The sequence below is a fragment of the Bradyrhizobium sp. 199 genome, assembly GCF_023073355.1.
GTDB lineage: Bacteria > Pseudomonadota > Alphaproteobacteria > Rhizobiales > Xanthobacteraceae > Bradyrhizobium.
Genome location: NZ_JADPJI010000002.1, coordinates 1,052,916 through 1,077,027 on the forward strand (window position 1 = coordinate 1,052,916; position 24,112 = coordinate 1,077,027).

A 24,112-nucleotide genomic window follows, 5' to 3' on the forward strand; every position below is an offset into this window, starting at 1 on the left:
GTCGCTTGCGGGTCAGGCACTTCACCCAGGAGACTTTGATCATGACTGGAACACAGCAGCAGTATGAGGACTATGGCCAATTGGACCCGCAGGGGATATTCGGCTCCATCCTCGGCGGTGCGGCCGGACGAGTTATCGGTAATCTTCTCGGCGGCAAGACGGGTAAGACCATCGGCGGCGTCGTAGGAAACATCGGCGGAGGTTTCCTGCCGTTTTCGGCCGGTGCCGAAATGCCGCAAGGTTCGGTGCAGGTCTCCGACATGGAGCTGCAGAGTTTCTGGAGCGTGCTGAAGAAGATCGGTCAGGGTGTCCAGACCGGTGTGAACATCGGCCACCAGCTCGGTGTATTCAGCGCCGGCCAGCCCGGCCAGCAGCCGGCTGCCGCCGCGCCGCCGACCGACATGGAGCTGCAGAGTTTCTGGAGCGTGCTGAAGAAGATCGGTCAGGGTGTCCAGACCGGTGTGAACATCGGGCACCAGCTCGGTGTGTTCAGCGCCGGCCAGCCCGGCCAGCAGCCGGCTGCCGCCGCGCCGCCGACCGACATGGAGCTGCAGAGTTTCTGGAGCGTGCTGAAGAAGATCGGCCAGGGCGTCCAGACCGGTGTGAATATCGGTCACCAGCTCGGCGTCTTCAGCGCCGGCCAGCCCGGCCTGCAGCCGGCTGCCGCCGCGCCGCCGACCGACATGGAGCTGCAGAGCTTCTGGAGCGTGCTGAAGAAGATCGGCCAGGGCGTGCAGACCGGTGTGAATATCGGTCACCAGCTCGGCGTCTTCAGCGCCGGCCAGCCTGGTCTGCAGCCGGCCGCGGCAGCACCGCCGACCGACATGGAGCTGCAGAGCTTCTGGAGCGTGCTGAAGAAGATCGGTCAGGGCGTCCAGACCGGTGTGAATATCGGCCACCAGCTCGGTGTGTTCAGCGCCGGCCAGCCCGGTCTGGAGCCGGCCGCGGCAGCAACACCGCCGACCGACATGGAGCTGCAGAGCTTCTGGAGTGTGCTGAAGAAGATCGGCCAGGGTGCCCAGACGGGCCTGGATATCGGCCGCCAGCTCGGCGTCTTCAACGCTGGCCAGCCCGGTGGCACGATGCACTAAATCCAACACGCAGAGGGCGGGCGCAAGCCCGCCTCTGCGCACAGAATGAATGGAAGCCAGATGGCGGATTCAAACACGTCGCAGCAATTCATCGTGCAGGGAGACCCGGTCCGATCCGGTCAGCTCAACGAGCACCTGCTGCGTGAAACCGGTGTGACGCGAGTCGCGCAGGTCGCTCCCGACGTCGTCATCCTTTCGATGACGACGACACAGGCCGATCGCCTGAAATCGACGTTTGCCACTCTCGTGGTCGAGCCGAATTCAGCGCTGAAGCCATTCGATGCCGACTGATTTCGGTGGGTAAACATTGGACACGCAAAACATCAAGGAGGCTGCAATGGCCACGAGAGGCAAATCAGGGACTTCCGGGCAGGGCGAGCACGGTGCGACCGAAGCGGCGGCAAACGGCAACGGCGCGCTTCCCGGTCACGATGCCGGCCCGTCGCCGGCACCAGGGCAGGGGCCCGCAACGATCGTATCGCGCCGATCGCAATTCATGATCGCGCCGCAGCAGCAGCCCGGGCTTGCGACCTTCAGCGTCGATTTTCTGACCCAACAGCTCACCAACAGCCCCGACATCGAAGTGGTGAAGACGGTCTCTCCGCCGCGCCTGTTCGGATTTCAGAGCGCGGACCTTGGACAAGCGCCGCTCAGTCCCCTGGTTCTCGCCAAGATGACTCCCGACAAGGCAAAGTTGCTGCAGACCCAGGCACAAGGGCGATGCGCGGTGGAGCGTGACGAGCGGCTGACCTACATGCTCGACCCGACCACGCCGCAGCTTCCCAATCCGGGGGTGCTGACGCCGCTGGCTGACGGCTTCACTACGACGATCGAAGTATTGGGCCAGGACGGCCCGCTGGCGGAAGCCGAGGTCTATGTGTTGGGCAGCATGTGGCCGGCACAGGGCATCACAGACGCCACCGGCCGTGCGACGGTGACCCTCCAGGGCGAAACGCCGGAGACCATCCGCTCGATCCTGGTCAAACCGAAGATCGACTACTGGACCTTCTGGCTCGATCGTCCGCAGCTCGTCGCGAACGGTGTCAACCGGATCGTCGTGAGGGCGCTCGGCGCAGTTCTACGCAACTTCCCCGGCCAGCAATTGATGGGTTGGGGTGAGCGCGCGATGGGCCTCGATCGTCTGCCGCCGTCTTTTGACGGCGCCGGCATCAGGATCGCGGTCATCGATTCCGGCCTGGCGCCGACCCATCGCAACCTGCACGGCATCACAGTAGGCACCAGCATCGTCGGCAATGACAAAGCAGCGTGGACCGTCGACACGATCGGCCATGGCTCGCATTGCGCTGGAATCATCGCCGGCGGTCCGGTCGGCCCCGGTGGCGGAATTCGCGGCTTCGCTCCCGCGGCGGAAATCCATGTTTGCCGCATCTTCCCAGGCGGCCGGTTCAGCGATCTCGTCTCCGCGCTCGATTACTGCATGGAGCATGGCATCGACGTCGCCAATATGAGCCTGGGTGGTGGCGAGCCATCGCAAATCATCGAGGAACGCATCATCCGGGCCAAGCAAATGGGCATGGCCTGCATCATTGCTGCGGGCAATTCCTCGGGGCCGGTGCAGTTTCCTGCTTCGACGCCGCATTGCCTGGCGGTTGCCGCGTTGGGCAAGTGGGGCGAGTTCCCCGATGACAGCTATCATTCGCAGCAAGCCCTCGACGGCTTCCAGAGCCGCGACGGATATTTCCCGGCAAAGTTCTCCTGCTTCGGACCGGAGGTCGACGTCTGCGCGCCCGGTGTCGGGATCGTCTCGTCGCTTCCCGCCGATGGTTTCGGTGCATGGGACGGTACCTCAATGGCGACGCCACACGTCACGGGGCTGGCCGCGCTCGTGCTGGCGCACCATCCGGACTTCACCAAAGGCAACTTCCAGAATCGCGATGCACGTCGTGTCGAGCGGCTGTTCCAGATCCTGAAGGAAACCGCGACGCCGCTGCAATTCGGTGACCCGAATCGTACCGGCGCGGGACTGCCGAACGCGATGCGGGCGCTCGGCCTCGAAACCGGCGTCGCCCCGGTTGCCGCCGCTGCGTCCGCAACCGATCCTGCGCTGGCAACGCTGCGTCGTCTGCTCGGATTGCCGCCGGCCGAAGCACCAAGCGTGGTTCCGGCGGGCGCTCCAGCGCCGCAGTCCGCCAATCCAGTGCCAGCCAGTGCTGGTTACGTGGCGCGCGGTCCGGCACAAACGGCAGGCGCGATGACGCTACAGTCCGTCGATCCGATGCAAAGCGGTTCGAGCTACGTCGCCCGCGGTCCTGCACAGACCGCCAGCGCGACATTCGTCCCCACGATGATGGATCCTGATCCAGCTCAGATCCGGCAGATCATGCACAAGGTCGGATTGCTATAACGCGCGGCCTTTCGACCTGTGAAAAGGGGCACAGCTGCAGTAGCCGCTGTGCCCCGAGTGTTTACCGCGCCGTGGCAATCACCGCGACGGCGTGCTTTCGCTGTGATCAAAGCAAACAGCGGAAGGGTGATGGGGAGTTTGGAAGAGCGCCGGTCTTCGCTCCCCTCAGGCCCGATACCACGCCGCCAGATTCCACGTGATGGTGTCCCAGCCCGAGATGTCGATCATCAGGTTGTTGGCGCCGGCGTTGACGATATGGCGCGAGAGCAGCGGCAGGAACACGTTGGCTCCGCAGAAGATCTCGTCCACCTTCATCAGCAGCGCGGCGCGCTTGACGGGATCGAGCTCGTTCTGCGCGGCCTTGTAGGCCTTGTCGGCTTCGGGGTCGGAATAGCGCGAATTGTTGCGGCCGAGCCATTTATTGTCCTTGGTGGCGATCTCCCAGGACACGCACTGATTCAGCAAGCGCTCCGGATCGGGCTGCGGCTGCGTGGTGTTGTACATCTCCATGTCGGCATAGAACTTCGAATAGGTATCGGGATTGCCGACGTCGGAGGAGAAGAACACCGAGGCGGTGACCGCTTTGATCTCGATGTCGATGCCGGCCTTCTCACAGGCCTGCTTGATGATAGCCTGGGTCTTCTGGCGCGGGGCGTTGGTCGAGGTCTGGAACACATATTTGAGTTTCTTGCCGTCCTTCTCGCGGATGCCGTCCGCGCCTTTCTTCCAGCCGGCCTCGTCGAGGATCTTGTTGGCCTTATCGATGCTGAACTCGTATGTGAGCTTGGGCGACTTGAACTGCTTGGGTGCGTTGACGAAGCTCGCGGTCGCGACGGCGCCGCGGCCATAGATGAATTTCTGGATTGAATCGCGATCGACCAGGAGGTTGATCGCCCGCCGCACGGCGGGGTCGGACAGCGTCGGATGCTTGGTCTTGAGGCTCGAGCGTTCGCCGTCGACCTCGGTCCAGGGGTCGGTGGTGTTGAGGATGATGAACTCGACATTGCCGGACGGCGTGATGTCGAGCTTACCCTTGCCGCCCGCCTCCATGCGCTTGAGCACCTCCTCCTCCACCTGCATGTTCCAGGCGAAGTCATATTCGCCGGTCTGCAGCACGGCGCGCGCCGCGGACACCGCATCGCCACCGCCCTTGATCTCGAGCGTGTCAAAATGCGGCTGGTTCTTGATGTGATAGTCGGGATTGCGTTCGGCCTTGATCAGGTCGCCGGGCTTGAACTCGACGAATTTGTACGGGCCGGTGCCGACCGGCTTCAGATTGCCCGGCGCTTCGCGCGACTTGGCGCCGACATAGTCGCCGAAAAGATGTTTTGGCAGGATCTGGCCGACCGAGCCGACGAACGGATCGGCCCAGAACGGCGTCGGCGCCTTGAAGATCACCTTGACGGTGTAGTCGTCGATCTTCTCGACATTGATGTCCTTGTAGGAGCCGGTGGTGTAGGCCGCGGTGGCGAGGTCGGCGGCATACTGCCACGTGAAGACGACGTCGTCGGCGGTGAAGGGCTTGCCGTCATGCCACTTCACGCCCTGCTTCAGCTTCCAGACCACGCTCATGCCGTCGGCCGCGAGGCCGCCATTGGCCTTGGTCGGGGCCTCTGCGGCAAGGCAGGGGATGAGATTGCCGTCCTTGTCCCAGCCGGCGAGCGGCTCGAAGAAGACGCGCGAGGCGATCTGGTCCTTGGTGCCGAGCGCGAAATGCGGATTGAGCAGGGTCGGGGCCTGCCAGAGCAGCATCTTCAGCGGGCCGCCGCCGCCCGCCTTGGTCGGCTTGTATGGCAACGTGGCATCCGCCATTGCCACGTCATTCCAGACCAGGATCTGGCTCGCGATGGGAGCGGCGATTCCGACCGCGGCCACCTTCTGGATGAACGAGCGCCGCGACAGCGTGCCTTGCTTCACCTGTCCGACCAGATTCTGGATTTCGTTCTCGTTCATCAGATAACCCTCCACCTCGAAGACATCACTCGCCGGCATCATGTTGCATCATGCACGAGGCGGCAATGCCGGTGTGGCCGCAAGGCCATGCGACGAAATGACGATGGGAGGAGCCCTTGCGGGCCACGACCCGGACCGCCGCCCAAGGGACCCAAGCGGCGATCCAGTCCAACTTAACTGAACTCGAGGAGTTTTAAGGCCGCGCCGGAACGCGCAGGAGACCTGGCCATCCCCTGAGAATTCATTTCGCGTTTGCTTCCGAATGGAGAAAGCGCGCCCGCCATCGACACTCAATTTGGATATCCATTTCATTGATTTCGGCCTACGGAGAAGCGAATACGGTTCCAATTATTCTCGCCGTGCCATGGAGACCAAGATGTCGTTTCGCCTTCCCCTGATCCTTGCAACCATCCTCGCCGCATGGTCGGCAGCCGCTGCGGCCGAGACCATCAAGATCGGCGTGACACCGGGCCCGCATGCGCAGATCTTCGAGGCGGTGAAGCCGATCGCGGCCAAGCAGGGGCTCGACATCCAGCTCATCGAGTTCTCGGACTATGTCGTGCCGAACGCCGCGCTCGATGCCGGCGACATCCAGGCTAATTCGTTCCAGAACCAGCCTTACCTGGACAACCAGAAGGCCGACCGCGGCTACAAGATCGAGGCCGTCGGCCTGACCGTGAATTTCCCGATCGGCGTCTATTCGAAGAAGCACAAGGCCTTCGCTGACATTCCGGAGGGCGGCAAGGTCTCGATCCCGAACGATCCGACCAATGGCGGCCGCGTGCTGCTGCTGCTGCGCGACAAGGGCGTGATCAAGCTGAAGGACGGCACCGGCTTCAAGCCGACGGTGCTCGACATCACCGAGAATCCCAAGAAGCTGAAATTCATCGAGGTCGACGCGGCGCAGGCGCCGCGCGCGCTCGACGATGTCGATGCAGCCGCGATCAACACCAATTATGCAACCCAGGCTGGCCTCGATCCGGTCAAGGATCCGATCCTGCGCGAGGATCCGAAGGGCCCCTATGTCAACCTGATCGCCGTGCGCGCCGCCGACAAGGACAAGCCCTGGGTCAAGACCCTCGTCGACAGCTATCACACGCCGGAGGTCAAGGAGTTCGTCCTGAGCAAGTTCAAGGGCGCGGTGCTGCCGAGCTGGTAGGCAATCTGCCCAGCCAAGTTTCAGCGCAGGGATGATCCGGCGGGCAGCGTTGCGCATGAGCCTTGCGCAATGCCCGCTTGTCTGGAGCAGCAGTAACCGACATCATCGCCAGTCTGGCCATCCTCGCCCGACAGGGGTCGTATGAAACGCTTTGCAAATCTCAAACGCCTGGGCTTCTTCACGCGGTTGCTCGACGAGGCGTCCCCCTCCGAGCGCTACCGCTTCGCGGCCGAGCAGATCGTGCGCGCGGAGAAGGCGGGCCTCGATTCCGCGTGGATCGCGCAGCATCATTTCCACGAGCGTGAAGGCGGCCTGCCGTCACCCTTCACGTTCCTCGGCTATGTCGCAGCCCAAACCTCACGCATCCGCCTCGGCACCGGCATCGTCACGCTGCCGCTTGAGAACGCGGTGCGGGTGGCGGAGGACGCCGCGGTGCTGGATCTGCTTTGCAACGGCCGCTTCGAGCTCGGCGTCGGCACGGGCGGCAATCCGTCGGCCTTCGCCGCCTTCGGCCTCGACAGCGCCCAGCGCAACGAAATCTTTGCGCGCAATCTGGAGATCGTCCGCACGGCGCTGGTCGGCAAGCCGCTCGATGGCGGCGATACGATCTACCCGCAGCGGCGGCAACTGGACAAGCGGATTTGGCAGGCGACGTTCTCGGTCGCGGGCGGCGCCCGTGCCGGCAAGGCGGGCGATGGCCTGTTGCTGTCGCGCACCCAGCCGCGAACCAGGGAGGCGCCGAAGGCTACGCTCGCCGAGATCCAGAATCCGGTGATCGACGCCTATCTGGAAGCGCTGCCCAAGGGAGCCGAGCCGCGCATCATGGCTTCGCGTAGCGTCTTCGTCGCCGACGACCACGGCGAGGCCCTGCGCCTTGCCGATATCGGGCTGCGCCGCGCGCTGCCACAGTTCCTCAAAGGCGGCCACGCCAAGCCGGGCGAGACACTGGAGGAGATGATCGCGGCGTTCGACACCCATGTCGGCGATGCCGACCACGTCATCGCCTCGCTCCGCAGCGACGCCACGTTGGAGCGGGTGACCGATCTCGTCTTCCAGGTGCATTCGGTCGATGCGCCACATCCCCATGTCCTGCGCTCGATCGATCTGGTCGCGGAGAAGGTCGCGCCGGCGCTGGGCTGGATCCGGACCGCACCCGATGTGGCGCTGGCGGGTTGATCGGACATGAAGAGCATCGCGTTGCACGAGGCTGAATGATGAGCACGCAGGATATCATCGACACGCTCGCCGGGATCGAACCAGGCTCGGCTCTGGACGCCATCCGCGCCCGCCGCTTGCAGGCGCGCGAGAACGCGCAGAAGAGTTATCTCTCACTGTTCGAGCCGACCGACGCGAGTGACTTCTCGCTTGCCGAACGTGCCGCGGTCGCCGCCTTCGTGACCGGGCTCCATGGCGAGTCGCCCGTTGCCGCCTTCTATCGCGAGAAGCTCGCAGCGAACGCGCATGGTGCGCGCCTGTTGGAGGCGATTGGGGCCGAGATCGCGCGCGGCAGGACCTCGGGGCCGTATGGCTCGTATCCTGCCGGTCCGCTGTCGATCGAGAACACCGCCGGCCTGATTTATCGCGTGAGCGCGGCGAGCAAGCCGGCGCTTGGCGCCAGACTCGCGGCCGTGCTCGAACATGCGCATCTCCTGGTGTTTCGGCCGCGGGATGCCGCGTCCGCCGACATGAAGGCGCTGCTGGACGCCGGCTGGTCGAACAGCGGCATCGTCACCTTCTCCCAACTCGTCGCGTTCCTGTCGTTTCAGCTGCGCGTCGTCAGCGGCCTGCGCACGCTCGCCGCAGCGAACGCTTAAGAGGAGGCCGCAATCATGAGCGCCACCGTCAATCCCCCCCTCGTCTTCACCCAGGATGAATTGGGCTGGGTGTCATGGATCGACCCGCTGCCCGAGGCCGAGCTGACCGAACGGCACTTTAATGGCTTGGTCGATCGCGCCCGCGCCAAGTCGGAGTATTTCCGCCTCCTGGTGCGCGATCCCGAAGTGCTGGAAGCCCGCACCAAGACCGACAAGGATATCTTCTACAATGTCGCCGACGGCCTGCCGCGCGCCGAGCGCGAGCTCGCAGCGGCTGCGACGTCGCGTTACAATGGCTGCATCTATTGCGCCTCCGTGCATGCGCGCTTTGCCAGCACCTATTCGAAGCGCCGCGAGGATGTGCAGCGCCTGCTCGACGAGGGCGTCAGTGCCGATCTCGGTGAGCGCTGGAATGCCATCGTCAAGGCTTCGGTGGCGCTGGCCGCGACGCCGATTGCCTTCGGTCCTGACAACGTCGCCGAACTGCGCCGCGCCGGTCTCGACGATGCCGAGATCGTCGACGTCATCAATGGCGCCTCGTTCTTCAACTGGGCGAACCGGCTGATGCTGTCGCTCGGCGAGCCCTCGACATAGGCAGTCTCACCGGCATGGGAATTGCTATTTGTTCAACACCTGAGTGGATGGAGCCGTGCATGAGCAACATCGATCGTCGTACCCTGGTCAAGGGCTCGCTTGCCGCCATGATGGCGGGAGCAGCCTTCTCGCGCGCCGCCTTCGCACAATCGTCCGAACCGATCCTGCTCGGCGTCAGCGGTCCGCTCACGGGACCGAATGCACAATATGGCATGCAGTGGAAGCAGGGTTTTGATCTCGCGCTCGACGAGATCATGGCCGCCGGCGGCATCAACGGCCGCAAGCTCGCCTACCAATTTGAGGACAGCCAGAGCGATCCGCGTCAGTCGGTGGCGATCGCCCAGAAGTTCGTGTCCGATCCCCGCATCGTCATGGAGCTCGGCGACTTCTCGAGCCCGGCGTCAATGGCGGCCTCGCCGATCTACCAGCGCGGCGGCCTCGTGCAATTCGGCTTTACCAACTCGCATCCCGACTTCACCAAGGGCGGTGACTTCATGTGGAGCACCTCGGTCAGCCAAGCTGACGAGCAGCCGCTGCTGGCCGCCTATGCCGTGAAGCGCCTCGGCCTCAAGAAGCTTGCGGTGCTGCACCTCAACACCGATTGGGGCCGCACCAGCCGCGACTATTTCATCAAGGCGGCGAAGGAATACGGCGCCGAAATCGCGGTGACCGAGGGCTACATCGCGGAGGAGCGCGACTTCCGCTCCACCCTGGTGCGCGTGCGCGACGCCAGTCCGGACGGGCTGATCCTGATCTCCTATTATTCCGACGGCGCGCTGATTGCGCGTCAGGCGCGCCAGGTCGGCCTCAAGCAGGTGATCTGCGCCGCAAGTTCGGTCTATTCACCGAAATTCATCGAGCTCGGCGGCGAGGCGGTCGAGGACGTCCATCTCGGCACCCGCTACTTCCCCGAGGATCCCAGGCCGGAGGTGAAGAAGTTCATCGCGGGCTTCAAGGCGAAGTATGGCGGGCAAGAGCCCGATGCCTTCAACGCCTATTCCTATGATGCGATGCACATGGCGGCCGCTGTGGTGAAGATCGGTGGCTCCGATCGCCGCGCCATCCGCGATGCTTTCGCCAAGGTGAAGGACGTCTCCAGCGTCATCTTCGGCTCGGCGACGTTCGACGTCGAGAGCCGCCGCGTCAAGGGCGCCATGAACGCCGAACTCGTCGTCCGCAAGGGCCAGTTCGCGCTCTGGGACGGCAAGCCGACCTGACCTGATGGCCGGAGCATCCGCTTCGGCCGCTTCTCACTCTCTCGCTCCCTGGGGCCATCGCGTGTCTTCCTGGCTCGACTACACCATCAACGGGCTGATCGTCGGCAATGTCTACGCCCTGGTTGCGGTCGGGCTCGCGCTGATCTTCGGCGTCAGCCGGCTAATCAACTTTGCGCAGGGCTCGATCTATCTCGTCGGTGCCTATATCGGCTGGGTCGCGGTGGTGCAGCTGCATACGCCGCTGCCGCTCACCATCATCGTGGTCGCGGTGGCTGCCGCGGTCGTCGGATTGATCATCGAGCGGTTCGGGCTGCGTCCGCTGCAGAACTCGGTGCGCATCGCGCCGCTGCTGGCGACCATCGGCATCAGCTTCGTGCTCGATCAGCTGGTGATGCTGACCTTCTCGCCCAATCCCCGCGCGCTGCCGAGCCAGTTGCCGGACGTCCGCTTCCAGGTCGGCGGCGGCACAATCGGACCGCTCGACCTGCTGATTGCCGGCGTCGGCCTCACCAGCGCGCTGCTGCTGTTCGCGTTCCTGCGTTACTCCAAGCTCGGCTGGGCGGTGCGCGCCACCGCGCAGGATCGCGACGCCGCGATGCAGATGGGCGTCGACGTCAACCGCGTCAATCAGGCCGTGTTCGGCATCGCGGCTGCGCTCGGCGGCGTCTCGGGCATGCTGGTCGGCATGTACTACAACCAGATCGACACCGCGATGAGCCTTCAGGCGACGCTGAAGGGCGTCGTCGCCGAAGTCGTCGGCGGCGCCGGCAACGTGCCGGGCGCGGTGATCGGCAGCCTGTTGTTGGGACTGGTGGAAAGCTACGGCGTCGCCGTGTTCGGCACCAGCTACCGCAATCTGTTCGCGTTCCTGCTGCTCGTCGTCGTGCTCGTGCTGCGCCCGAACGGCCTGTTCGCCAGCGCGCGGCAGGCGCCGCCCGAGCCGCTCACCGGCACGTTCATCGCGCCAAGCCGGCCGGTGCGCATTCCGCGCTGGGCCTTGGCTGTTGCGGCCGGCGGTTTCGCGGTCCTGCCATTCTTCCCGGTCTCGTTCTACGTGCTCCAGACCCTGATCAATGCCTGGCTGCTCGGCATGCTCGCACTCAGCCTGACGCTGGTCGCGGGCACGATCGGCCAGGTCTCGCTCGGACATGCCGCGCTGCTTGCGATCGGCGCCTATAGCTCTGCGTTGCTGTCGCTGACGTTTTCGGTGCCGGTTGGCCTCGCCATCATCGGTGGTGGCCTGATGAGCGCTGCGCTCGGCACCGCGTTGATCTCGCCGTCGTTCCGCCTGCGCGGGCACTATGTGTCGATCGCGACGCTCGCCATCGGCGAGATTGTCTCGCTGGTGATCCTGAATTGGGAAAGCGTCACGCGGGGGCCGATCGGCATTTCCGGTATCCCGCCGCTGTCGCTGTTCGGCTACGATCTGATCAGCCCGCCTTCGATCTATTGGTTCAGTTTCGCCGTCATGGTCGTGCTGGCGCTGCTGCAGGCACGGTTGCTCACCTCGCATCTCGGCCGCAGCTTCCGTGCCATCCGCGACGACGACGTCGCCGCGCGCGCCTATGGCCTCAGCCTGAACCGCTACAAGTCGCTCGCCTTCATCTTCGGCGGGTTCGCCGCCGGCGTCAGCGGCGGCATCGCGGCGCATCTGTACTCCTACATCAACCACGAGACCTTCAACACGCAGCAATCGATCCTGGCGCTGACCGTCGTCATCCTCGGCGGCCTCGGCAACGTCGTTGGCGCGATTCTCGGATCGGTCGCGCTGGTCGGCCTGCCAGAGGTCTTCCGGATTGCGGCGGAATATCGCATCCTGATCTACGGCATCGTGCTGCTGCTGCTCGTGCGGTTCAGGCCGCAGGGCCTGTTGGGGACGATCTGATGGCGGAGCGGAGCACGCTGATGCTGTCCCTGCGCGGACTGACGCGGCGCTTCGGCGGCCTCACCGCGGTCGACGCGATCGATCTCGATCTTGCCAGTGGCGAGCTCATCAGCATCATCGGCCCGAACGGCGCCGGCAAGACGACCTTGTTCAATCTTGTGACCGGGCTCGATCGGCCCGATGACGGCGCTGTCAGCTTCGAAGGCCAGGATGTCACGGGCCTGTCGCCGGAGCGGCTCGCGGCCGAAGGCATCGCGCGTACGTTCCAGCTCGGCCGCGTCTTCGGCAATCTCAGCGTCATGGACAACGTCCTGATCGGCGCCCATACGCGGCTGCGCGCAGTGAAGCCGGCCGTGCCGGTGATTGGCCCGCTGCTCGAACTGGGGCTGGCACTGCTGCGGCCCGCGAGCGTGAAGGCGGAGGAAGAGCGGCTGCGGGAAGAGCTGAAAGCCATTCTCGCCCGATTCGGCGAGCGGCTGCTGCCGCGCATCGACCAGCCGGCCTATAGTCTCTCCTACGCCAACCGCCGCCGTGTCGAGATCGCGCGTGCGCTCGCGCTGAAGCCGCGCCTGCTGCTGCTCGACGAGCCGACCGCCGGCATGAACCCGACCGAGACCGCGGAGATGCAGGGTCTCGTCGCCGAGCTCAAGGCGGAAGGGCTGACCATCCTCCTGATCGAGCACAAGCTGGAGATGGTGATGCGCCTGTCTGACCGCGTCATCGTCATGGACGAGGGCAAGAAGATCGCCGAAGGGCCGGGCGAACAGGTGCGGGGCGATCCCAAGGTGATCGAGGCCTATCTTGGCCACGGCTTGGCGACGGAGCGGGAGAGCGCGGCATGACCAACGCTTCTGGCGAACCGCTGCTCGCACTCACGGGCGTCAACACCTTTTACGGGCAGGCCCAGGTGCATTTCGACCTGTCGATATCGGTGGCGCGCGGCCATATCGTCTGCTTGCTCGGCGGCAATGCCAGCGGCAAATCGACCACGATGAAGATCATTCTGGGGCTGGTGAAGCCGCGCTCCGGCGAGGTGAGCTTCGATGGCGCCTCGCTGCTCGGACTCTCCACGCCGCAGATCGTCCGCCGCGGTATCGCCTCGGTGCCGGAGGCGCGGCGGCTGTTCGCGGACATGAGCGTGCGCGAGAACATCCTGATGGGCGCCTTCGTGCGCAATGATCGCGACGCGGTGGCGCAGGATCTCGACAAGATGCTGACGCTCTTCCCAAAGCTCGGCCAGCGGCTGTCGCAGCGCGCCGGCTCGCTCTCCGGCGGCGAGCAGCAGATGGTGGCGATGGCGCGGGCGCTGATGAGCAGGCCGCGCATGATCGTCATGGACGAGCCGACCATGGGCCTGTCGCCGCTCTATGTCGATCGCGTGCTGGAGCTGATCAGGACGATCAACCAGGAGGGCGTCTCGGTGTTCATGGTCGAGCAGAACGCCAGCCTCGCGCTCGAGATCGCGCATGAAGCCTATGTGCTCCAGACCGGCAAGATCGTGCTGTCAGGCCCGGCGCGGGCGCTGAAGGACGACCCCCGAATCCGCGACGCCTATCTCGGCGGCTCCGAGGCTGCGTAGCGATCTAAACTTTCTACCGGGTAACGCTCAGGCCGAAGCCGCTCTCGCGACCTGCTCGGCCGGCAGATCATCGCCGTTGGGATCGCCGGGCGCCGTGGCCCAGGCCAGCTCGACCAGCGTCACGATCCGGCGCCCGCCGCCGTCGAGCTGGACGACGATCAGCCCCTGCTCCTCCATGTAGCCGAGCAGCCGCTGCGCCCGGCGCAGCGAATGCGAGCCATAGGCCCGCGCGATTGCGGCATCGCCTGGACAGGGCCAGCCTTCCTTCGCCGCACGTGCGATCATCATGAACACGCCCTGCATGTCGTCAGGCAAAATGGATGCGCGCAGCGACACGTCCTGCCAGGCGTCGTCCCCGGCGATGTCGGCGCCAAGCCCGGCGCGCGCATGCGTCAGCATGCGGCGAAACTCGTTGAGATCAGGCACCGCCGAACCGAGGCCTTCGATGCGGCAGCGGACCACGAACTCCTGATAGAGCACGCCGACGGCGCGGAAGCCGGCGTCGGGCTCGGCGAGCACGGCGCGCAGCGTACGATCCACGCGTTCGCGACGCTCGGCGAGCTGCTCGGCGCTGACGACCACCTCCACAACGTCCGGCCGAATCTCCGGCACCGCGGCCGTCTTCGCGGCGCGGAGCTGCTCAAGCAGATCTGGCGCCGGCCGTCGCTGCGGCCGGCTGGCATCGGGCGGCGGCGCAGCCAGGATCACGGCGCGCATATCCTCAAGCGCCTCCGGCAACGGCATCAGCCGCGGCGTGGAATTGCGCGGCTGGGTGTCGGTCGGGCCGATATGCAAACGCAGGGGACGGCGTGACAGCGCAGGTCCCAGCGCCATGAACTGCCCGCGCTCCAGGTCGCGAAAGGCTTCGGCCTGCCGTCGCTCCATGCCGAGCAGATCGGCGGCGCGGGCCATGTCGATGTCGAGGAAGGTCCGGCCCATCAGGAAGTTGGAGGCTTCCGCCGCGACGTTCTTGGCGAGCTTCGCCAGCCGCTGGGTCGCGATGATGCCGGCAAGACCGCGCTTGCGGCCGCGGCACATCAGATTGGTCATCGCGCCGAGCGAGAGTTTTCGCGCTTCGTCCGAGACCTCGCCTGCAACCGCCGGCGCGAACAGTTGGGCCTCGTCGACGACGACGAGCATCGGATACCAATGGTCGCGGTTGACATCGAACAGCCCGCCAAGAAACGCGGCCGCACGGCGCATCTGGTTCTCGGCGTCGAGGCCTTCGAGATTGAGCACGGTGGAGACGCGATGCAGCCGCGCCCGCTCGCCGGCGACCTGAAGGCCGCGCTCGGTGTGATCCTCGGCCTCTATTACGAGATGGCCGAACCGCTCTGCCAGCGTGACGAAATCGCCTTCGGGGTCGATGATGGCCTGCTGCACCCAGGGCGCGCTCTGTTCCAGCAGCCGTCGCAAGAGATGCGATTTGCCGGAGCCCGAATTGCCCTGCACCAGGAGGCGCGTCGCCAGGAGTTCCTCGAGGTCCATGGCGGCCGGGGCGCCTGCCGTGGTCTGCCCCATCTCGATCGCAACCGTCATGTCCGACTCAAGTCCCCGTCATTCGCGGACAGGGGCTTATCAATCTCGTCGCGGCGCGTCGAGCGGCACGGGGCTGATCGTGCCGCGTTGCCCACGGTGGAGTTCAAGCGTGATTGGATTGCCGCAGAAGGGCGGGACGATAGGGCGGCTGCGGATCGTCGTCGTCGTTCTCGGGGATGACGCAGGAGCCGAATTCCTGCCTGATCCGCTCGATCTCGGCGATCCGCTCATGCAGTCGCTGCAAATGCTCCGGCGATGTCGCCCGCCAGAACCGGAACGTGTCGGCCGTGAGCGGCAGGAATGCCGTGCCGAACAGCGTCGGCTCGGGAACAATGGTCTGTCCGAGCAGCAGGAAGCGGTTGGCGCCGGAGACGACGAGGGTGGCATAGCCCCGGTTTCCGATCCGCCTGATCCCGTTCAGCGACCATTCGGCGAGCTTGCTGAAATACGGCTCCTCGCGCCAGCGATCGGGGCAATGGTCGTCCACCGTAACGTTCACGGCATCCTGGCTGAAATGGACGATGATGCCGGACTTCGCCGGGAACCAGTCGTCGTCGAGATGGCCTTGCAGCCAGGCGCAGACGAAGGAGCGGCACATCTGGGGGCGGCGGTCGTAGATGGTGCAGCCGGTCCCGGTCTCCCAGTGCTTGCAGAGATGGTTCACCGGCTTGTCGACGGCGGCCACTTCGAGAACATCGCAGCAGGCGTTGCACGATCCGCATTGTCGGACCAGCGGCGCCGCCTTCGGCACGCCCGTCGCGCGAAAGCCCTGGCCGTCGCGAACCAGCAGCTTCTGCTTCTCCAGCGCGTTCAACGCACGTTCGATCTTGAGACGGGACAGCCCGGTGGCGTCGATCACGCCTTTCATGGTCGTCGCGCCTGCCTCGACCGCGCGGACGACGCTCAGCATCGTCTGATCCATTACTTCTGCTTCTCTGCGTCCTGGATCCCGATGCAGGCACGGTCCATCCATGCCGGAAAGTGCCGTGTAACACAGACGCTTTTACAAGGCTATGTTGCTCACGCTCGGACCGGAGGGATCATTGTCGGATGACGGAAGCGAAGTCTCCCGCGGGAACCCAGCACTTGCCTGCGCATTCCGATCCGGTCACACGCACCAGCGCGCTTACTGCGCGCCGGATCCGCCCTGCACGATCTTCTCATTCAGCTTCTGGTCCACGATCTCGACCGTGCGGTCGATCTCGGAATTGGGCGCGCCGAGCTGATGCGAGATCAGCTTCACCAGGAGGTCGACGCGCTCGATGAAGGGCGCGCCGCTCGCGACCGCGCGCGCGGCCGATGACGGCTTGAGCAGGCTTTCGGCTGCCTTGGCGTACTTCGCGAACGGCACCTGGTCCTGCGGATCGGCGCCGAGGCGGCGCGCGATCGCGTCGACATGCTCGTAGATCGTCTGCGAACGCTGGAGGTCGCCGTGCACGGCATCGCGGATCGACTGCGGCTCGCTCGGCGTGATGCAGCGGTAGTTGCCGGTCAGCAGCATCGACCATTTCGCCAGCGGCACGAACAGGGAGTCGAACACTTTCAGCTTCACCGGCACGTCGTGGCCGTCGAGCGTCACAGCGTCGATGTCGGCCTCCAACTCGCGCAGTACCTTGTTGTGCTTCTCGTCGGCGAAGACCGACGCCTTGAAGTTGGTGGGCAGGCCGACATGCAGCACGTTCGCAGCTTCTTCCGGCGGCCGGAACGCCTGCGGGTCGGGCGAGCACAGCGTCACGAGGCCCGGCTCGAACCGCTCCCACACCTGCGCATTGGTGTATGCCTCTTCCAGATCCAAGTCGGCGAGCGCCGGGATGCGCTTGAGATAGGGCAGGGGCGGCATGTTCATGATCGACAGGCACGGCAGCTTCGCCGCGGCGATCTTGACCATGAGAACGCGCACCGTGTGGTTGGTGTATTGCGGCTCCTGCATCGCAAGACCCACCAGATCGTAGCGGGAGAGGTCGACATTGGCCGGGGTCACGGCGTCGAGCTTGCCGGGCAGGTTGCGCGAGAAGATCGCCCGGTGCACCGCCTCGTCACGCAATTTGATGCGCACCTCGGTACCTTCGCGGTTGATCAGCTCCGCGGTCTTGGCGCGGCAGACCAGGGTCACGTTGTGCCCCGCCATCAAGAGCTTCGTGCCGAGCAGGGAGCCGTAAGAAGCCCCGAGAATCAATATGTTACGCGCCATGCTCCGTCCCTTTGACAAGGTGTGGGTTTTTGAGCCCGGGCGTCATCCGCGGGCGAGTTGCCGGCATGTAAAGCGAAGTGCGAGGGGATGGCAACTGGGATAATGCATACAAGGTGCCGTCCGCCGGCGAGAACCGCCGGCTTGCGCAGCGCGCCTCCTACCCCCCTCGTTTGTCGCCGGGGGTCAACGCGCGCCGGATCCGATCGCGCAGCATCCGGACAACATGATGCATCTTTGCGGCCGCCACCCCATTTGTTGCGGGAGGCCGTTCGAATTGCGCGAAGGAGGGAAGTATCCGCAACGTCTGACCCTGCGGGGTGCGGCGGAAGAACCCCCATTTTCGGTCAATGGATTTGCGTCGCGGCGCAGCCACGCGGTTCAATTGGACACACGATCAATCCGGAAATCTGGCGCATGGCCAAGGCCGCTTGCTCGCAGGCTGATGACTTGCGTTTCCCCGGCAACTATTGGCGAATGCGTCGCCCTCGGAGGCACGATAGGCAGCAGCAAGGGACTACGATGAGTTTCGAAACCACCATGACGTCCGACGTCGTCGGATTGACAAAAGTCGCCCCGGTCTCGCGCCGCGGATTCATGAGCGCCACCGCGGCCGTCACCGCCGGCTACACGCTTGCAGCCGGTCCCGTCCGTGCCGAGGTGATCGCGACCGACGCCATTGGTCTTCAGGCTGGCGACGCCAAGATCAAGGTCGGCTCCGAAGAGATGCCCGCCTATTTCGCCCGTCCTGCCGGCAACACCAAGGCGCCAGTGATCGTCGTGGCGATGGAAATTTTCGGCCTGCATGAATACATCAAGGACGTGACGCGGCGCCTCGCCAAGCTCGGCGCCTTCGCAATCGCGCCCGATTATTATTTCCGCAAGGGCGTCGATCTCACCAAGGTCACCGAGATCAAGGACCTTTTGCCCGTCGTCAATGCCAAGCCGGACGCCGAGCTGCTGTCCGATCTCGACGCGACAGTAGCGTGGGCGGGATCGCAGGGCGGTGACACGGCGAAGCTCGGCATCATCGGTTTCTGCCGCGGCGGCCGCACGGTCTGGGAATACGCCGCCCATAGCGGCAGCCTCAAGGCCGGTGTTGCCTTCTACGGGACTGTGGTCGATCCCGCCAATCCGCTGTGGCCGAAGAGCCCGATCCAGCTCGCGCCGGAGATGAAGGCGCCGGTGCTCGGCCTCTATGGTGGTGCCGATACCGGCATTCCCGTCGCGCAGGTCGAGCAGATGAAGGCCGCGCTCGAGCAGAACAAGAAGACGGCCGAATTCAAGATCTACCCCGAAGCGCCGCACGGCTTCCATGCCGACTATCGCGGCAGCTACCGCAAGGACGCGGCGGAAGATGCCTGGAAGCAGGCGGAGGCCTGGTTCAAGAAGTACGGCGTGTTGAGCTGACTGGATTTAAAGGGCGGCCCGCGTGGCCGCCCTTTCGCCTAAATAGCGCAGGTCTCACTTCGTCATCGCGCCATAGACGATATCCTGAACCTGCTCACGATAGTATTTCCTGAGCTCGCCCGGCGCAGCCGTCCCCACGACGACGACGAGGCGTTCCTTCGGGTCGCAGAAGAACTGCGTTCCGAAGGCACCATTCCAGGTGAACTCGCCGGGATTGCCGGGGACCGATGAGAGCCCCTCGCTGGTGCGAACTGCGACCGAAAGGCCAAAGCCGAAGCCGCCGCGATGCGGCTCGACATTGGCCACGTTGTTCTTGATCTCGGGGCCAAGGTGGTTGGTCGTCATGTGATGCACGGTCTTCGGACCGAGGATGCGCTGGCCGTCGAGCTCTCCGCCGTTGAGCAGCATCTGTCCGAAGCGGAGATAGTCGCCGATCGTCGCGAACGAGCAGGCGCCGCCGCAGTCGAACTTGGTCGGTGTGTCCAAGAGCTTGATGACTTGCGGCTTGCCGGTCAGCGGATCGTTGCCAAAGGGACGGGCGAGGCGAGGGCGCTGCGCGTCGGTCGGGTGGAAGGTCGCGTCCGTCATGCCGAGCGGCTGCCAGACATTGGCGGCGAGATAGTCGCCGAGCTTCTGCTCGCTCACCTTCTCGATGACGGCGCCGAGCACGTCGATCGAAAAGCCGTATTCGAACGCTGTCGAGGGTTGATGCGCCAGCGGCAGTTTGGTGATGCGATCGATGAAGGCCTGGGTGTCGCCTTCGATCGCCGGCGCGATGCCATCGGGGTATTGCCGCGCCACCGGGCTCGATGAGTCCGGGCGGCCGCCATACATCAATCCGGACGTGTGCCGGTAGAGATCGTGGATGAAGATCGGCGAGGCCTGCGGCTCGAGCTTGAGCGAGCCGTCAGCCTGAGCCGTGCCGACCTTCATGTCGGCGAAGCCGGAATAGTAGTCGGACAGCTTGGCCTGAAGCGGCAACTGGCCTTTTTCCATCAGCGTCAGACCTGCGACCGCCGCCATCGGCTTCGTCATCGAAGCCAGCGCGAAGATCGCGTCGATCGGCATCGGCGTGCCCTTGTCGGGATCGAGCAGGCCGTAGGCCTTGTGGTGCACCAGCTTGCCGTCGCGCGCAACGGCGACCACCGCGCCGGGCACGCGCTTGGCGGCGATCTCGCGCGCAAAGAAGCTATCGAGACGTGCAAGGCCCTGACTGGAGAAGCCGACATCATCAGGGTTGGCTTCCGGCAGCGGTGCGGCGCGCGCTGCACTGAGCGTGATGACGGCAGCAGCCGCCGCGATCATGGCGATCGTCTTGTTCATTGCGTCCTCCCAGGGCGCGGGCGCGTTGTGTGAGTGGCTCGCGCGATGCCTAGCTCACGTCCGCACTGACGCGAAGTCAAGCGCGGGCGGGGCATGACTGGGACGCGCCGGGGATTTCCGGAACCCTATCGTCCTTCGCCTGCGCGCCACAACGCATCGAGGCCGTGCCGATAGGTCGGACACTCCAGCGTGATGCCGAGCTCGCGCTTCAATTTCGCGTTGGAGACACGGGCGCTGCTGGCATAGAAGCTGCGGGCCATCGCCGACATCTCGGCCGTCGCGAAAGGCTCTTCCGGGGGTGGCGCAACACCCATCAGCTCAGCCGCATAGGCAATCACGTCCTGCGGCGGCACGGGCTCGTCGTCGCAGACGTTCCAGATTCCGCCGCTTCCGTGGTGAAGGGCGGCCATGATCGCGCTCGCGATATCGTCGACATGGATGCGGTTGAAAACCTGGCCGGGCTTGATGATGCGCCGGGCCGTGCCCGCCCGCAGCGTCGCCAGTGCGTTGCGGCCCGGGCCGTAGATGCCCGCAAGCCGCAGGATCGCGGCCTCGCCGCGCGCCGCGTTCATCCATGCCTGTTCGGCAGCAACCCGCATGCGCGCGCGCTCGAGGGTCGCCTGTGGCGGCGTGCTCTCGTCGACCCAGCCACCGCCGTGATCGCCGTAGACGCCAATGGTGGAGAGATAGACGATCTTGCGGCGGCGCGCCGCCAGCACGTCGCCGAACGCTACGATGGCGGGGTCGCCGGCGCTACCGGGCGGGATCGACACCAGAACGACGTCTGCGTCGCGAACCTGATCGATCGTCTCGCGCGACGGGTGGCTGCCGGAAAAGGCATGCATCTCGACGCCGGCAAGCGCATCCCCCTGCGCACGATCCCGCACGGTGCCGGCGACATGCGAGAAGGCGCCGCCGAATTTGCCGACGAAATGCCTCGCGCTGTAGCCCAAGCCAAGAATGAAGAGCCGCATGCCTCTGCCGTATCGGTCGGAGTTCCCGTTCGCGCCGCGCGCCTCTCGCTCATAAGAGATTTTTGGGTTCGGCAAAAGATATTGCGATTTGTCTCGCCTGCCACCGCGGGGGATGCTCGCTCGTCACGGTAGATCGGGAGGGAGAGAGGTGTCGATCATGCAGGCAGGCGTGCTCGCCTCGGCGCCGGCGGATGCCGCGGAGCTGATCCGGCGCGCCGGCGCGCTGATCTTCGACGTCGACGGCACCCTGGCGGAGACCGAGGAACTGCATCGGCAGGCCTTCAACCATGCCTTCGCCCGTCACGGCCTCGACTGGCAGTGGGACCGCGCCGTCTACAAGGGCCTGCTGCGGGTCACCGGCGGCAAGGAGCGCATGCGCGCCTACCAACAAAGCTTGCGGATCAGCCTGCCATTGCGGGACGAGGACATCGCCGCGCTTCACCGCATCAAGACCGTGCACTACGCCAAGCTGGTCGAAACCGGCTGCTGTCCCTTGAGACCGGGCGTGATCCAGCTGCTCGCTGCGGCAAAGGCGCGCGGGCAGCGGCTTGCGATTGCGACCACGACCTCGCGCGGCAACATCGATGCGCTGCTGTCGCAAGCGCTGGGGACGAACTGGGCTGCGGAGTTCGACGCGATCCTCGCCGGTGACGACGTCAGGCACAAGAAACCCGCGCCGGACGTCTATCTCGAAACGCTGGTACGGCTGAAGCTGGACCCATCAAGCTGCGTTGCCATCGAGGATTCCGCCAACGGGCTGGCCGCGGCCTCACGCGCCGGCATTCCGGTTCTGATCACCCGGAGCATGTTCTTTGCGGATGATGACTTCAGCGCGGCCCGGGCCGTGCTGGATGACCTGTCGGAACTCGGGAGCGCCAGGCAAGAAAACTGAAAAACAACCCCATGCACAGTAGAATGGGCCGCGTGCTGGCCGCGTTCAGTGGACGCGGTGGCTCGTTCTATCGTCTTCAGCCTGTTCGACAATCTGCGCGATCGGGCTGGACTGGTGATGCACCAGGCGCCAGTCGTCCCCGACGCGGCGGAAATGGTTGGCGGCGGCCAAAGCGGTGCCGTCGACGATCTCGATGCAGAGCACGCGGGCGCTGTCGCCGTCGACGATCGCCTGGGGCTCGGCGCAGGCGATCTGCGGCCGCTCGGGGCTTTGCAGGATGTCGCGCCAGCTTCCGATCACCGTGGCGCGCCCGATGATGGCCGGCCAGCCGGGATGGATGCAGGAAATGGCATCGTCGTCCGCCCACATCCGTTCCATCCCGTCGAAGTCGCCGGTGGAAAAAGCGGCGTAGAAGGCCGCGTTGGCGGCGATGATCTTGCTGTCCTTTGCCATCGCTTCCGGGTGGAGCAAGGACTGGCAAAAATCAAGCGCGACTTCCGTCGACTTTGGCCGCAGTGCAGCATTGCTGCCCACTTTGTGGTCACGCCGAGACGAGCGTCTCCACTGCCCGCCGCGCGCCATCCTTGTAAAGTCGCCCGAGCGCCGCGGTCACGGCTTCGCGCAGGCGCGGCTCGGCACCCAGCGGCCCGAACACCTTCTGAACCCCAAGCAATGCGGGCGCGAGCCGCTCGGCGACGGGACCTGCCTCGCGCGCCAGCGCGGCGAATTCAGCGGCGAGCGGATCGCGCACGTCGATGGCGCGGCCCTGCTCGTCTGTTGCGGTGACGTAGCGCATCCAGCCGGCCACCGCGAGCGCATGAGTTGCGATCGGTAAATCCTTGCGCAGGCGATCCTGCATCGCGCCGAGCAGGCGCTGCGGCAGCTTTTGCGAGCCGTCCATCGCGATCTGCCAGGTGCGGTGATGCAGCGCCGGATTGGCAAAGCGCTTCAGCAGCGAGGCACGATAGGCGGCAAGGTCGGTGCCATCTGGCATCGTCAGCGTCACCGCCGCGTCCTCCATCACCTGCGCGGCGAGGCGCGCGAAATGCGGATCCTGCATGGTGTCCGCGATGGTCTCATAGCCGGAGAGATAGCCGAGATAGGCTAGCGCGGAATGGCTGGCGTTAAGCAGCCGCAGCTTCATCAGCTCGAACGGCTTGACGTCGCTGACGAGCTCGACCCCGGCTGCGGCGAGATCGGGCCGGCCCGCGCTGAAGCGGTCCTCGACCACCCATTGCGTGAAGGGTTCGGTCATCACAGGCCAGGCGTCGCGTAGGCCGAGCGCGTTCGCAACCGCATCGCGGTCGCTATCCGTCGTCTCCGGCACGATGCGGTCGACCATAATGGAGGGGAAGGCGACCGTATCCGCAATCCATTTGCCGAGATCCTTCGACCGGAGCGCGGCGAACTGCGTCACGATGCGCTGCACGGTGTGGCCGTTGGCTGCGAGATTGTCGCAGCTCAGCACGGTGAAGGGCGAAAGCCCCTGCGCCCGCCGGCGCGCCAGCGCAGCCACGATGAAGCCAGGCGCCGAGCGCGGCGCACCGAAATTGTTGAGATCGTGCACGATGTCGGGATGCCGTTCGTCCAGATCGCCGGTCTGCGGCGTGTGGCAATAGCCCTTCTCGGTCACCGTGAGCGAGACGATGCGAATGGCGGGATCGGCCATCCGCTCGACCAGGGCTGCCGGGTTTTCGCGGGCGACGACACTGTCGAGCAGCGCGCCGATGACGCGGTGCTCAGTGCCTTCGGCACGTGTGGCAACCGTGTAGAGATGATCCTGCGGGGCGAGGGCGTCGCGCGTATCCGGGCTGCGCAGGCTGGCGCCGACGATGCCCCAGGACGCGGCGCCTGCGGCAAGGCAATCGTCGATGACGACGGCCTGATGCGCGCGATGAAAGGCGCCGAGGCCGAGATGCACGATGCCGGGCGTGATGCGCGAACGTTCATAGGCCGGCCGGCGGATAGCTGGCGGCAGCCCGTCGAGATTGGCGCGGCCAAGGCGAATTGAACCTGGGCGCATGGACGTCTCCCCTTTGCTTGCCGCTGCTTGACATGACGCCAGTATCAGGTCAATGCTTCGGTCAATTGGTAAGACCAATTTCAAAATTGGCGGACCGCGGGCGGGA

General features: G+C 65.2%; 21 protein-coding genes. 13 read left to right on the top strand and 8 right to left on the bottom strand.

Annotated elements, in window-relative coordinates; genetic code table 11:
* Window positions 1-41 precede the first annotated feature (41 nt).
* From IVB28_RS05055 to IVB28_RS05065, 3 genes are read left to right on the top strand one after another with little or no spacing between them, the layout of a single operon-like run.
* Window positions 42-1,091 carry a hypothetical protein gene (locus tag IVB28_RS05055; protein ID WP_247524941.1) on the top strand — a complete coding sequence of 350 codons (1,050 nt, stop codon included), beginning with the start codon at window positions 42-44 and terminating at the stop codon, window positions 1,089-1,091.
* A gap of 60 nt (window positions 1,092-1,151) precedes the next feature.
* The gene (locus IVB28_RS05060; RefSeq protein ID WP_247524942.1) at window positions 1,152-1,382 is read left to right on the top strand and encodes a hypothetical protein; all 231 of its coding nucleotides are present in this window, start codon (window positions 1,152-1,154) and stop codon (window positions 1,380-1,382) included.
* Window positions 1,383-1,428: 46 nt separating this feature from the next.
* Window positions 1,429-3,456, top strand: a complete 2,028-nt coding sequence (locus IVB28_RS05065; protein ID WP_247524943.1) for a S8 family serine peptidase — start codon at window positions 1,429-1,431, stop codon at window positions 3,454-3,456.
* Window positions 3,457-3,621: 165 nt separating this feature from the next.
* On the opposite strand, the gene IVB28_RS05070 is transcribed toward IVB28_RS05065, so the two are convergent.
* The gene (locus IVB28_RS05070) at window positions 3,622-5,409 is read right to left on the bottom strand and encodes a peptide ABC transporter substrate-binding protein (protein ID WP_247524944.1); all 1,788 of its coding nucleotides are present in this window, start codon (window positions 5,407-5,409) and stop codon (window positions 3,622-3,624) included.
* A gap of 364 nt (window positions 5,410-5,773) precedes the next feature.
* Here IVB28_RS05070 and IVB28_RS05075 point away from each other — a divergent pair, with 364 nt between their 5' ends.
* The 8 genes from IVB28_RS05075 to IVB28_RS05110 all read left to right on the top strand — a co-directional run bounded on the left by IVB28_RS05075 (window position 5,774) and on the right by IVB28_RS05110 (window position 13,657).
* Entirely contained in the window at window positions 5,774-6,568 is a 795-nt protein-coding gene (locus IVB28_RS05075) for a MetQ/NlpA family ABC transporter substrate-binding protein (RefSeq protein ID WP_247524945.1), read from the top strand.
* 141 nt (window positions 6,569-6,709) lie between these two features.
* On the top strand, window positions 6,710-7,744 hold the full coding sequence (locus tag IVB28_RS05080; protein ID WP_247524946.1) for a putative FMN-dependent luciferase-like monooxygenase: 1,035 nt from the start codon (window positions 6,710-6,712) through the stop codon (window positions 7,742-7,744).
* A 35-nt stretch (window positions 7,745-7,779) separates the two neighbouring features.
* On the top strand, window positions 7,780-8,382 hold the full coding sequence (locus IVB28_RS05085) for a CMD domain protein (protein ID WP_247524947.1): 603 nt from the start codon (window positions 7,780-7,782) through the stop codon (window positions 8,380-8,382).
* 15 nt (window positions 8,383-8,397) lie between these two features.
* Entirely contained in the window at window positions 8,398-8,976 is a 579-nt protein-coding gene (locus IVB28_RS05090; protein WP_247524948.1) for an alkylhydroperoxidase domain protein, read from the top strand.
* A 59-nt stretch (window positions 8,977-9,035) separates the two neighbouring features.
* Window positions 9,036-10,193, top strand: a complete 1,158-nt coding sequence (locus IVB28_RS05095; protein WP_247524949.1) for an ABC transporter substrate-binding protein — start codon at window positions 9,036-9,038, stop codon at window positions 10,191-10,193.
* 61 nt (window positions 10,194-10,254) lie between these two features.
* Window positions 10,255-12,078 (top strand): ABC transporter permease, encoded by a 1,824-nt coding sequence (locus tag IVB28_RS05100; RefSeq protein ID WP_247524950.1) that lies wholly within the window; start codon window positions 10,255-10,257, stop codon window positions 12,076-12,078.
* On the top strand, window positions 12,078-12,920 hold the full coding sequence (locus IVB28_RS05105; protein WP_247524951.1) for an ABC transporter ATP-binding protein: 843 nt from the start codon (window positions 12,078-12,080) through the stop codon (window positions 12,918-12,920). The genes IVB28_RS05100 and IVB28_RS05105 overlap by 1 nt, the downstream gene beginning before the upstream one ends.
* The gene (locus IVB28_RS05110; RefSeq protein ID WP_247524952.1) at window positions 12,917-13,657 is read left to right on the top strand and encodes an ABC transporter ATP-binding protein; all 741 of its coding nucleotides are present in this window, start codon (window positions 12,917-12,919) and stop codon (window positions 13,655-13,657) included. The genes IVB28_RS05105 and IVB28_RS05110 overlap by 4 nt, the downstream gene beginning before the upstream one ends.
* 27 nt (window positions 13,658-13,684) lie before the next feature.
* Here the strand turns inward: IVB28_RS05110 and IVB28_RS05115 are convergent, their stop codons facing one another.
* The 3 genes from IVB28_RS05115 to IVB28_RS05125 form a co-directional block, all read right to left on the bottom strand.
* Window positions 13,685-15,196: an ATP-binding protein gene (locus IVB28_RS05115; RefSeq protein WP_247524953.1), complete on the bottom strand. Its 1,512-nt coding sequence runs from the start codon at window positions 15,194-15,196 to the stop codon at window positions 13,685-13,687.
* A 103-nt stretch (window positions 15,197-15,299) separates the two neighbouring features.
* Entirely contained in the window at window positions 15,300-16,118 is an 819-nt protein-coding gene (locus IVB28_RS05120) for a YkgJ family cysteine cluster protein (RefSeq protein ID WP_247524954.1), read from the bottom strand.
* A gap of 204 nt (window positions 16,119-16,322) precedes the next feature.
* The gene (locus IVB28_RS05125) at window positions 16,323-17,387 is read right to left on the bottom strand and encodes a 2-dehydropantoate 2-reductase (protein ID WP_247524955.1); all 1,065 of its coding nucleotides are present in this window, start codon (window positions 17,385-17,387) and stop codon (window positions 16,323-16,325) included.
* A gap of 519 nt (window positions 17,388-17,906) precedes the next feature.
* Here IVB28_RS05125 and IVB28_RS05130 point away from each other — a divergent pair.
* Window positions 17,907-18,794 carry a dienelactone hydrolase family protein gene (locus IVB28_RS05130; RefSeq protein ID WP_247524956.1) on the top strand — a complete coding sequence of 296 codons (888 nt, stop codon included), beginning with the start codon at window positions 17,907-17,909 and terminating at the stop codon, window positions 18,792-18,794.
* A 54-nt stretch (window positions 18,795-18,848) separates the two neighbouring features.
* Here IVB28_RS05130 and IVB28_RS05135 read toward each other — a convergent pair whose 3' ends face one another.
* Entirely contained in the window at window positions 18,849-20,117 is a 1,269-nt protein-coding gene (locus tag IVB28_RS05135; RefSeq protein ID WP_247524957.1) for a serine hydrolase domain-containing protein, read from the bottom strand.
* 125 nt (window positions 20,118-20,242) lie between these two features.
* Window positions 20,243-21,091, bottom strand: coding sequence for an SDR family oxidoreductase (locus IVB28_RS05140; RefSeq protein WP_247524958.1), 849 nt, complete (start codon window positions 21,089-21,091; stop codon window positions 20,243-20,245).
* Between the two features lie 157 nt (window positions 21,092-21,248).
* Here IVB28_RS05140 and IVB28_RS05145 point away from each other — a divergent pair, with 157 nt between their 5' ends.
* Window positions 21,249-21,983, top strand: coding sequence for an HAD family hydrolase (locus IVB28_RS05145; protein WP_247525344.1), 735 nt, complete (start codon window positions 21,249-21,251; stop codon window positions 21,981-21,983).
* Window positions 21,984-22,028: 45 nt separating this feature from the next.
* Here IVB28_RS05145 and IVB28_RS05150 read toward each other — a convergent pair whose 3' ends face one another.
* Window positions 22,029-22,436, bottom strand: a complete 408-nt coding sequence (locus IVB28_RS05150) for a nuclear transport factor 2 family protein (protein ID WP_247525345.1) — start codon at window positions 22,434-22,436, stop codon at window positions 22,029-22,031.
* 88 nt (window positions 22,437-22,524) lie between these two features.
* The gene (locus IVB28_RS05155; RefSeq protein ID WP_247524959.1) at window positions 22,525-24,006 is read right to left on the bottom strand and encodes a mannitol dehydrogenase family protein; all 1,482 of its coding nucleotides are present in this window, start codon (window positions 24,004-24,006) and stop codon (window positions 22,525-22,527) included.
* Window positions 24,007-24,112 lie beyond the last annotated feature (106 nt).

Bases quoted from the DNA above. Each gene is read 5' to 3' on its own strand.
- IVB28_RS05135 (WP_247524957.1), bottom strand. From the start codon at position 20,117: ATGAACAAGACGATCGCCATGATCGCGGCGGCTGCTGCCGTCATCACG.
- IVB28_RS05075 (WP_247524945.1), top strand. From the start codon at position 5,774: ATGGAGACCAAGATGTCGTTTCGCCTTCCCCTGATCCTTGCAACCATC.
- IVB28_RS05095 (WP_247524949.1), top strand. From the start codon at position 9,036: ATGAGCAACATCGATCGTCGTACCCTGGTCAAGGGCTCGCTTGCCGCC.
- IVB28_RS05130 (WP_247524956.1), top strand. From the start codon at position 17,907: ATGAGTTTCGAAACCACCATGACGTCCGACGTCGTCGGATTGACAAAA.
- IVB28_RS05155 (WP_247524959.1), bottom strand. From the start codon at position 24,006: ATGCGCCCAGGTTCAATTCGCCTTGGCCGCGCCAATCTCGACGGGCTG.
- IVB28_RS05090 (WP_247524948.1), top strand. From the start codon at position 8,398: ATGAGCGCCACCGTCAATCCCCCCCTCGTCTTCACCCAGGATGAATTG.
- IVB28_RS05105 (WP_247524951.1), top strand. From the start codon at position 12,078: ATGGCGGAGCGGAGCACGCTGATGCTGTCCCTGCGCGGACTGACGCGG.
- IVB28_RS05055 (WP_247524941.1), top strand. From the start codon at position 42: ATGACTGGAACACAGCAGCAGTATGAGGACTATGGCCAATTGGACCCG.
- IVB28_RS05125 (WP_247524955.1), bottom strand. From the start codon at position 17,387: ATGGCGCGTAACATATTGATTCTCGGGGCTTCTTACGGCTCCCTGCTC.
- IVB28_RS05145 (WP_247525344.1), top strand. From the start codon at position 21,249: ATGCAGGCAGGCGTGCTCGCCTCGGCGCCGGCGGATGCCGCGGAGCTG.
- IVB28_RS05085 (WP_247524947.1), top strand. From the start codon at position 7,780: ATGATGAGCACGCAGGATATCATCGACACGCTCGCCGGGATCGAACCA.
- IVB28_RS05080 (WP_247524946.1), top strand. From the start codon at position 6,710: ATGAAACGCTTTGCAAATCTCAAACGCCTGGGCTTCTTCACGCGGTTG.
- IVB28_RS05070 (WP_247524944.1), bottom strand. From the start codon at position 5,409: ATGAACGAGAACGAAATCCAGAATCTGGTCGGACAGGTGAAGCAAGGC.
- IVB28_RS05060 (WP_247524942.1), top strand. From the start codon at position 1,152: ATGGCGGATTCAAACACGTCGCAGCAATTCATCGTGCAGGGAGACCCG.
- IVB28_RS05115 (WP_247524953.1), bottom strand. From the start codon at position 15,196: ATGACGGTTGCGATCGAGATGGGGCAGACCACGGCAGGCGCCCCGGCC.
- IVB28_RS05120 (WP_247524954.1), bottom strand. From the start codon at position 16,118: ATGGATCAGACGATGCTGAGCGTCGTCCGCGCGGTCGAGGCAGGCGCG.
- IVB28_RS05110 (WP_247524952.1), top strand. From the start codon at position 12,917: ATGACCAACGCTTCTGGCGAACCGCTGCTCGCACTCACGGGCGTCAAC.
- IVB28_RS05065 (WP_247524943.1), top strand. From the start codon at position 1,429: ATGGCCACGAGAGGCAAATCAGGGACTTCCGGGCAGGGCGAGCACGGT.
- IVB28_RS05150 (WP_247525345.1), bottom strand. From the start codon at position 22,436: ATGGCAAAGGACAGCAAGATCATCGCCGCCAACGCGGCCTTCTACGCC.
- IVB28_RS05140 (WP_247524958.1), bottom strand. From the start codon at position 21,091: ATGCGGCTCTTCATTCTTGGCTTGGGCTACAGCGCGAGGCATTTCGTC.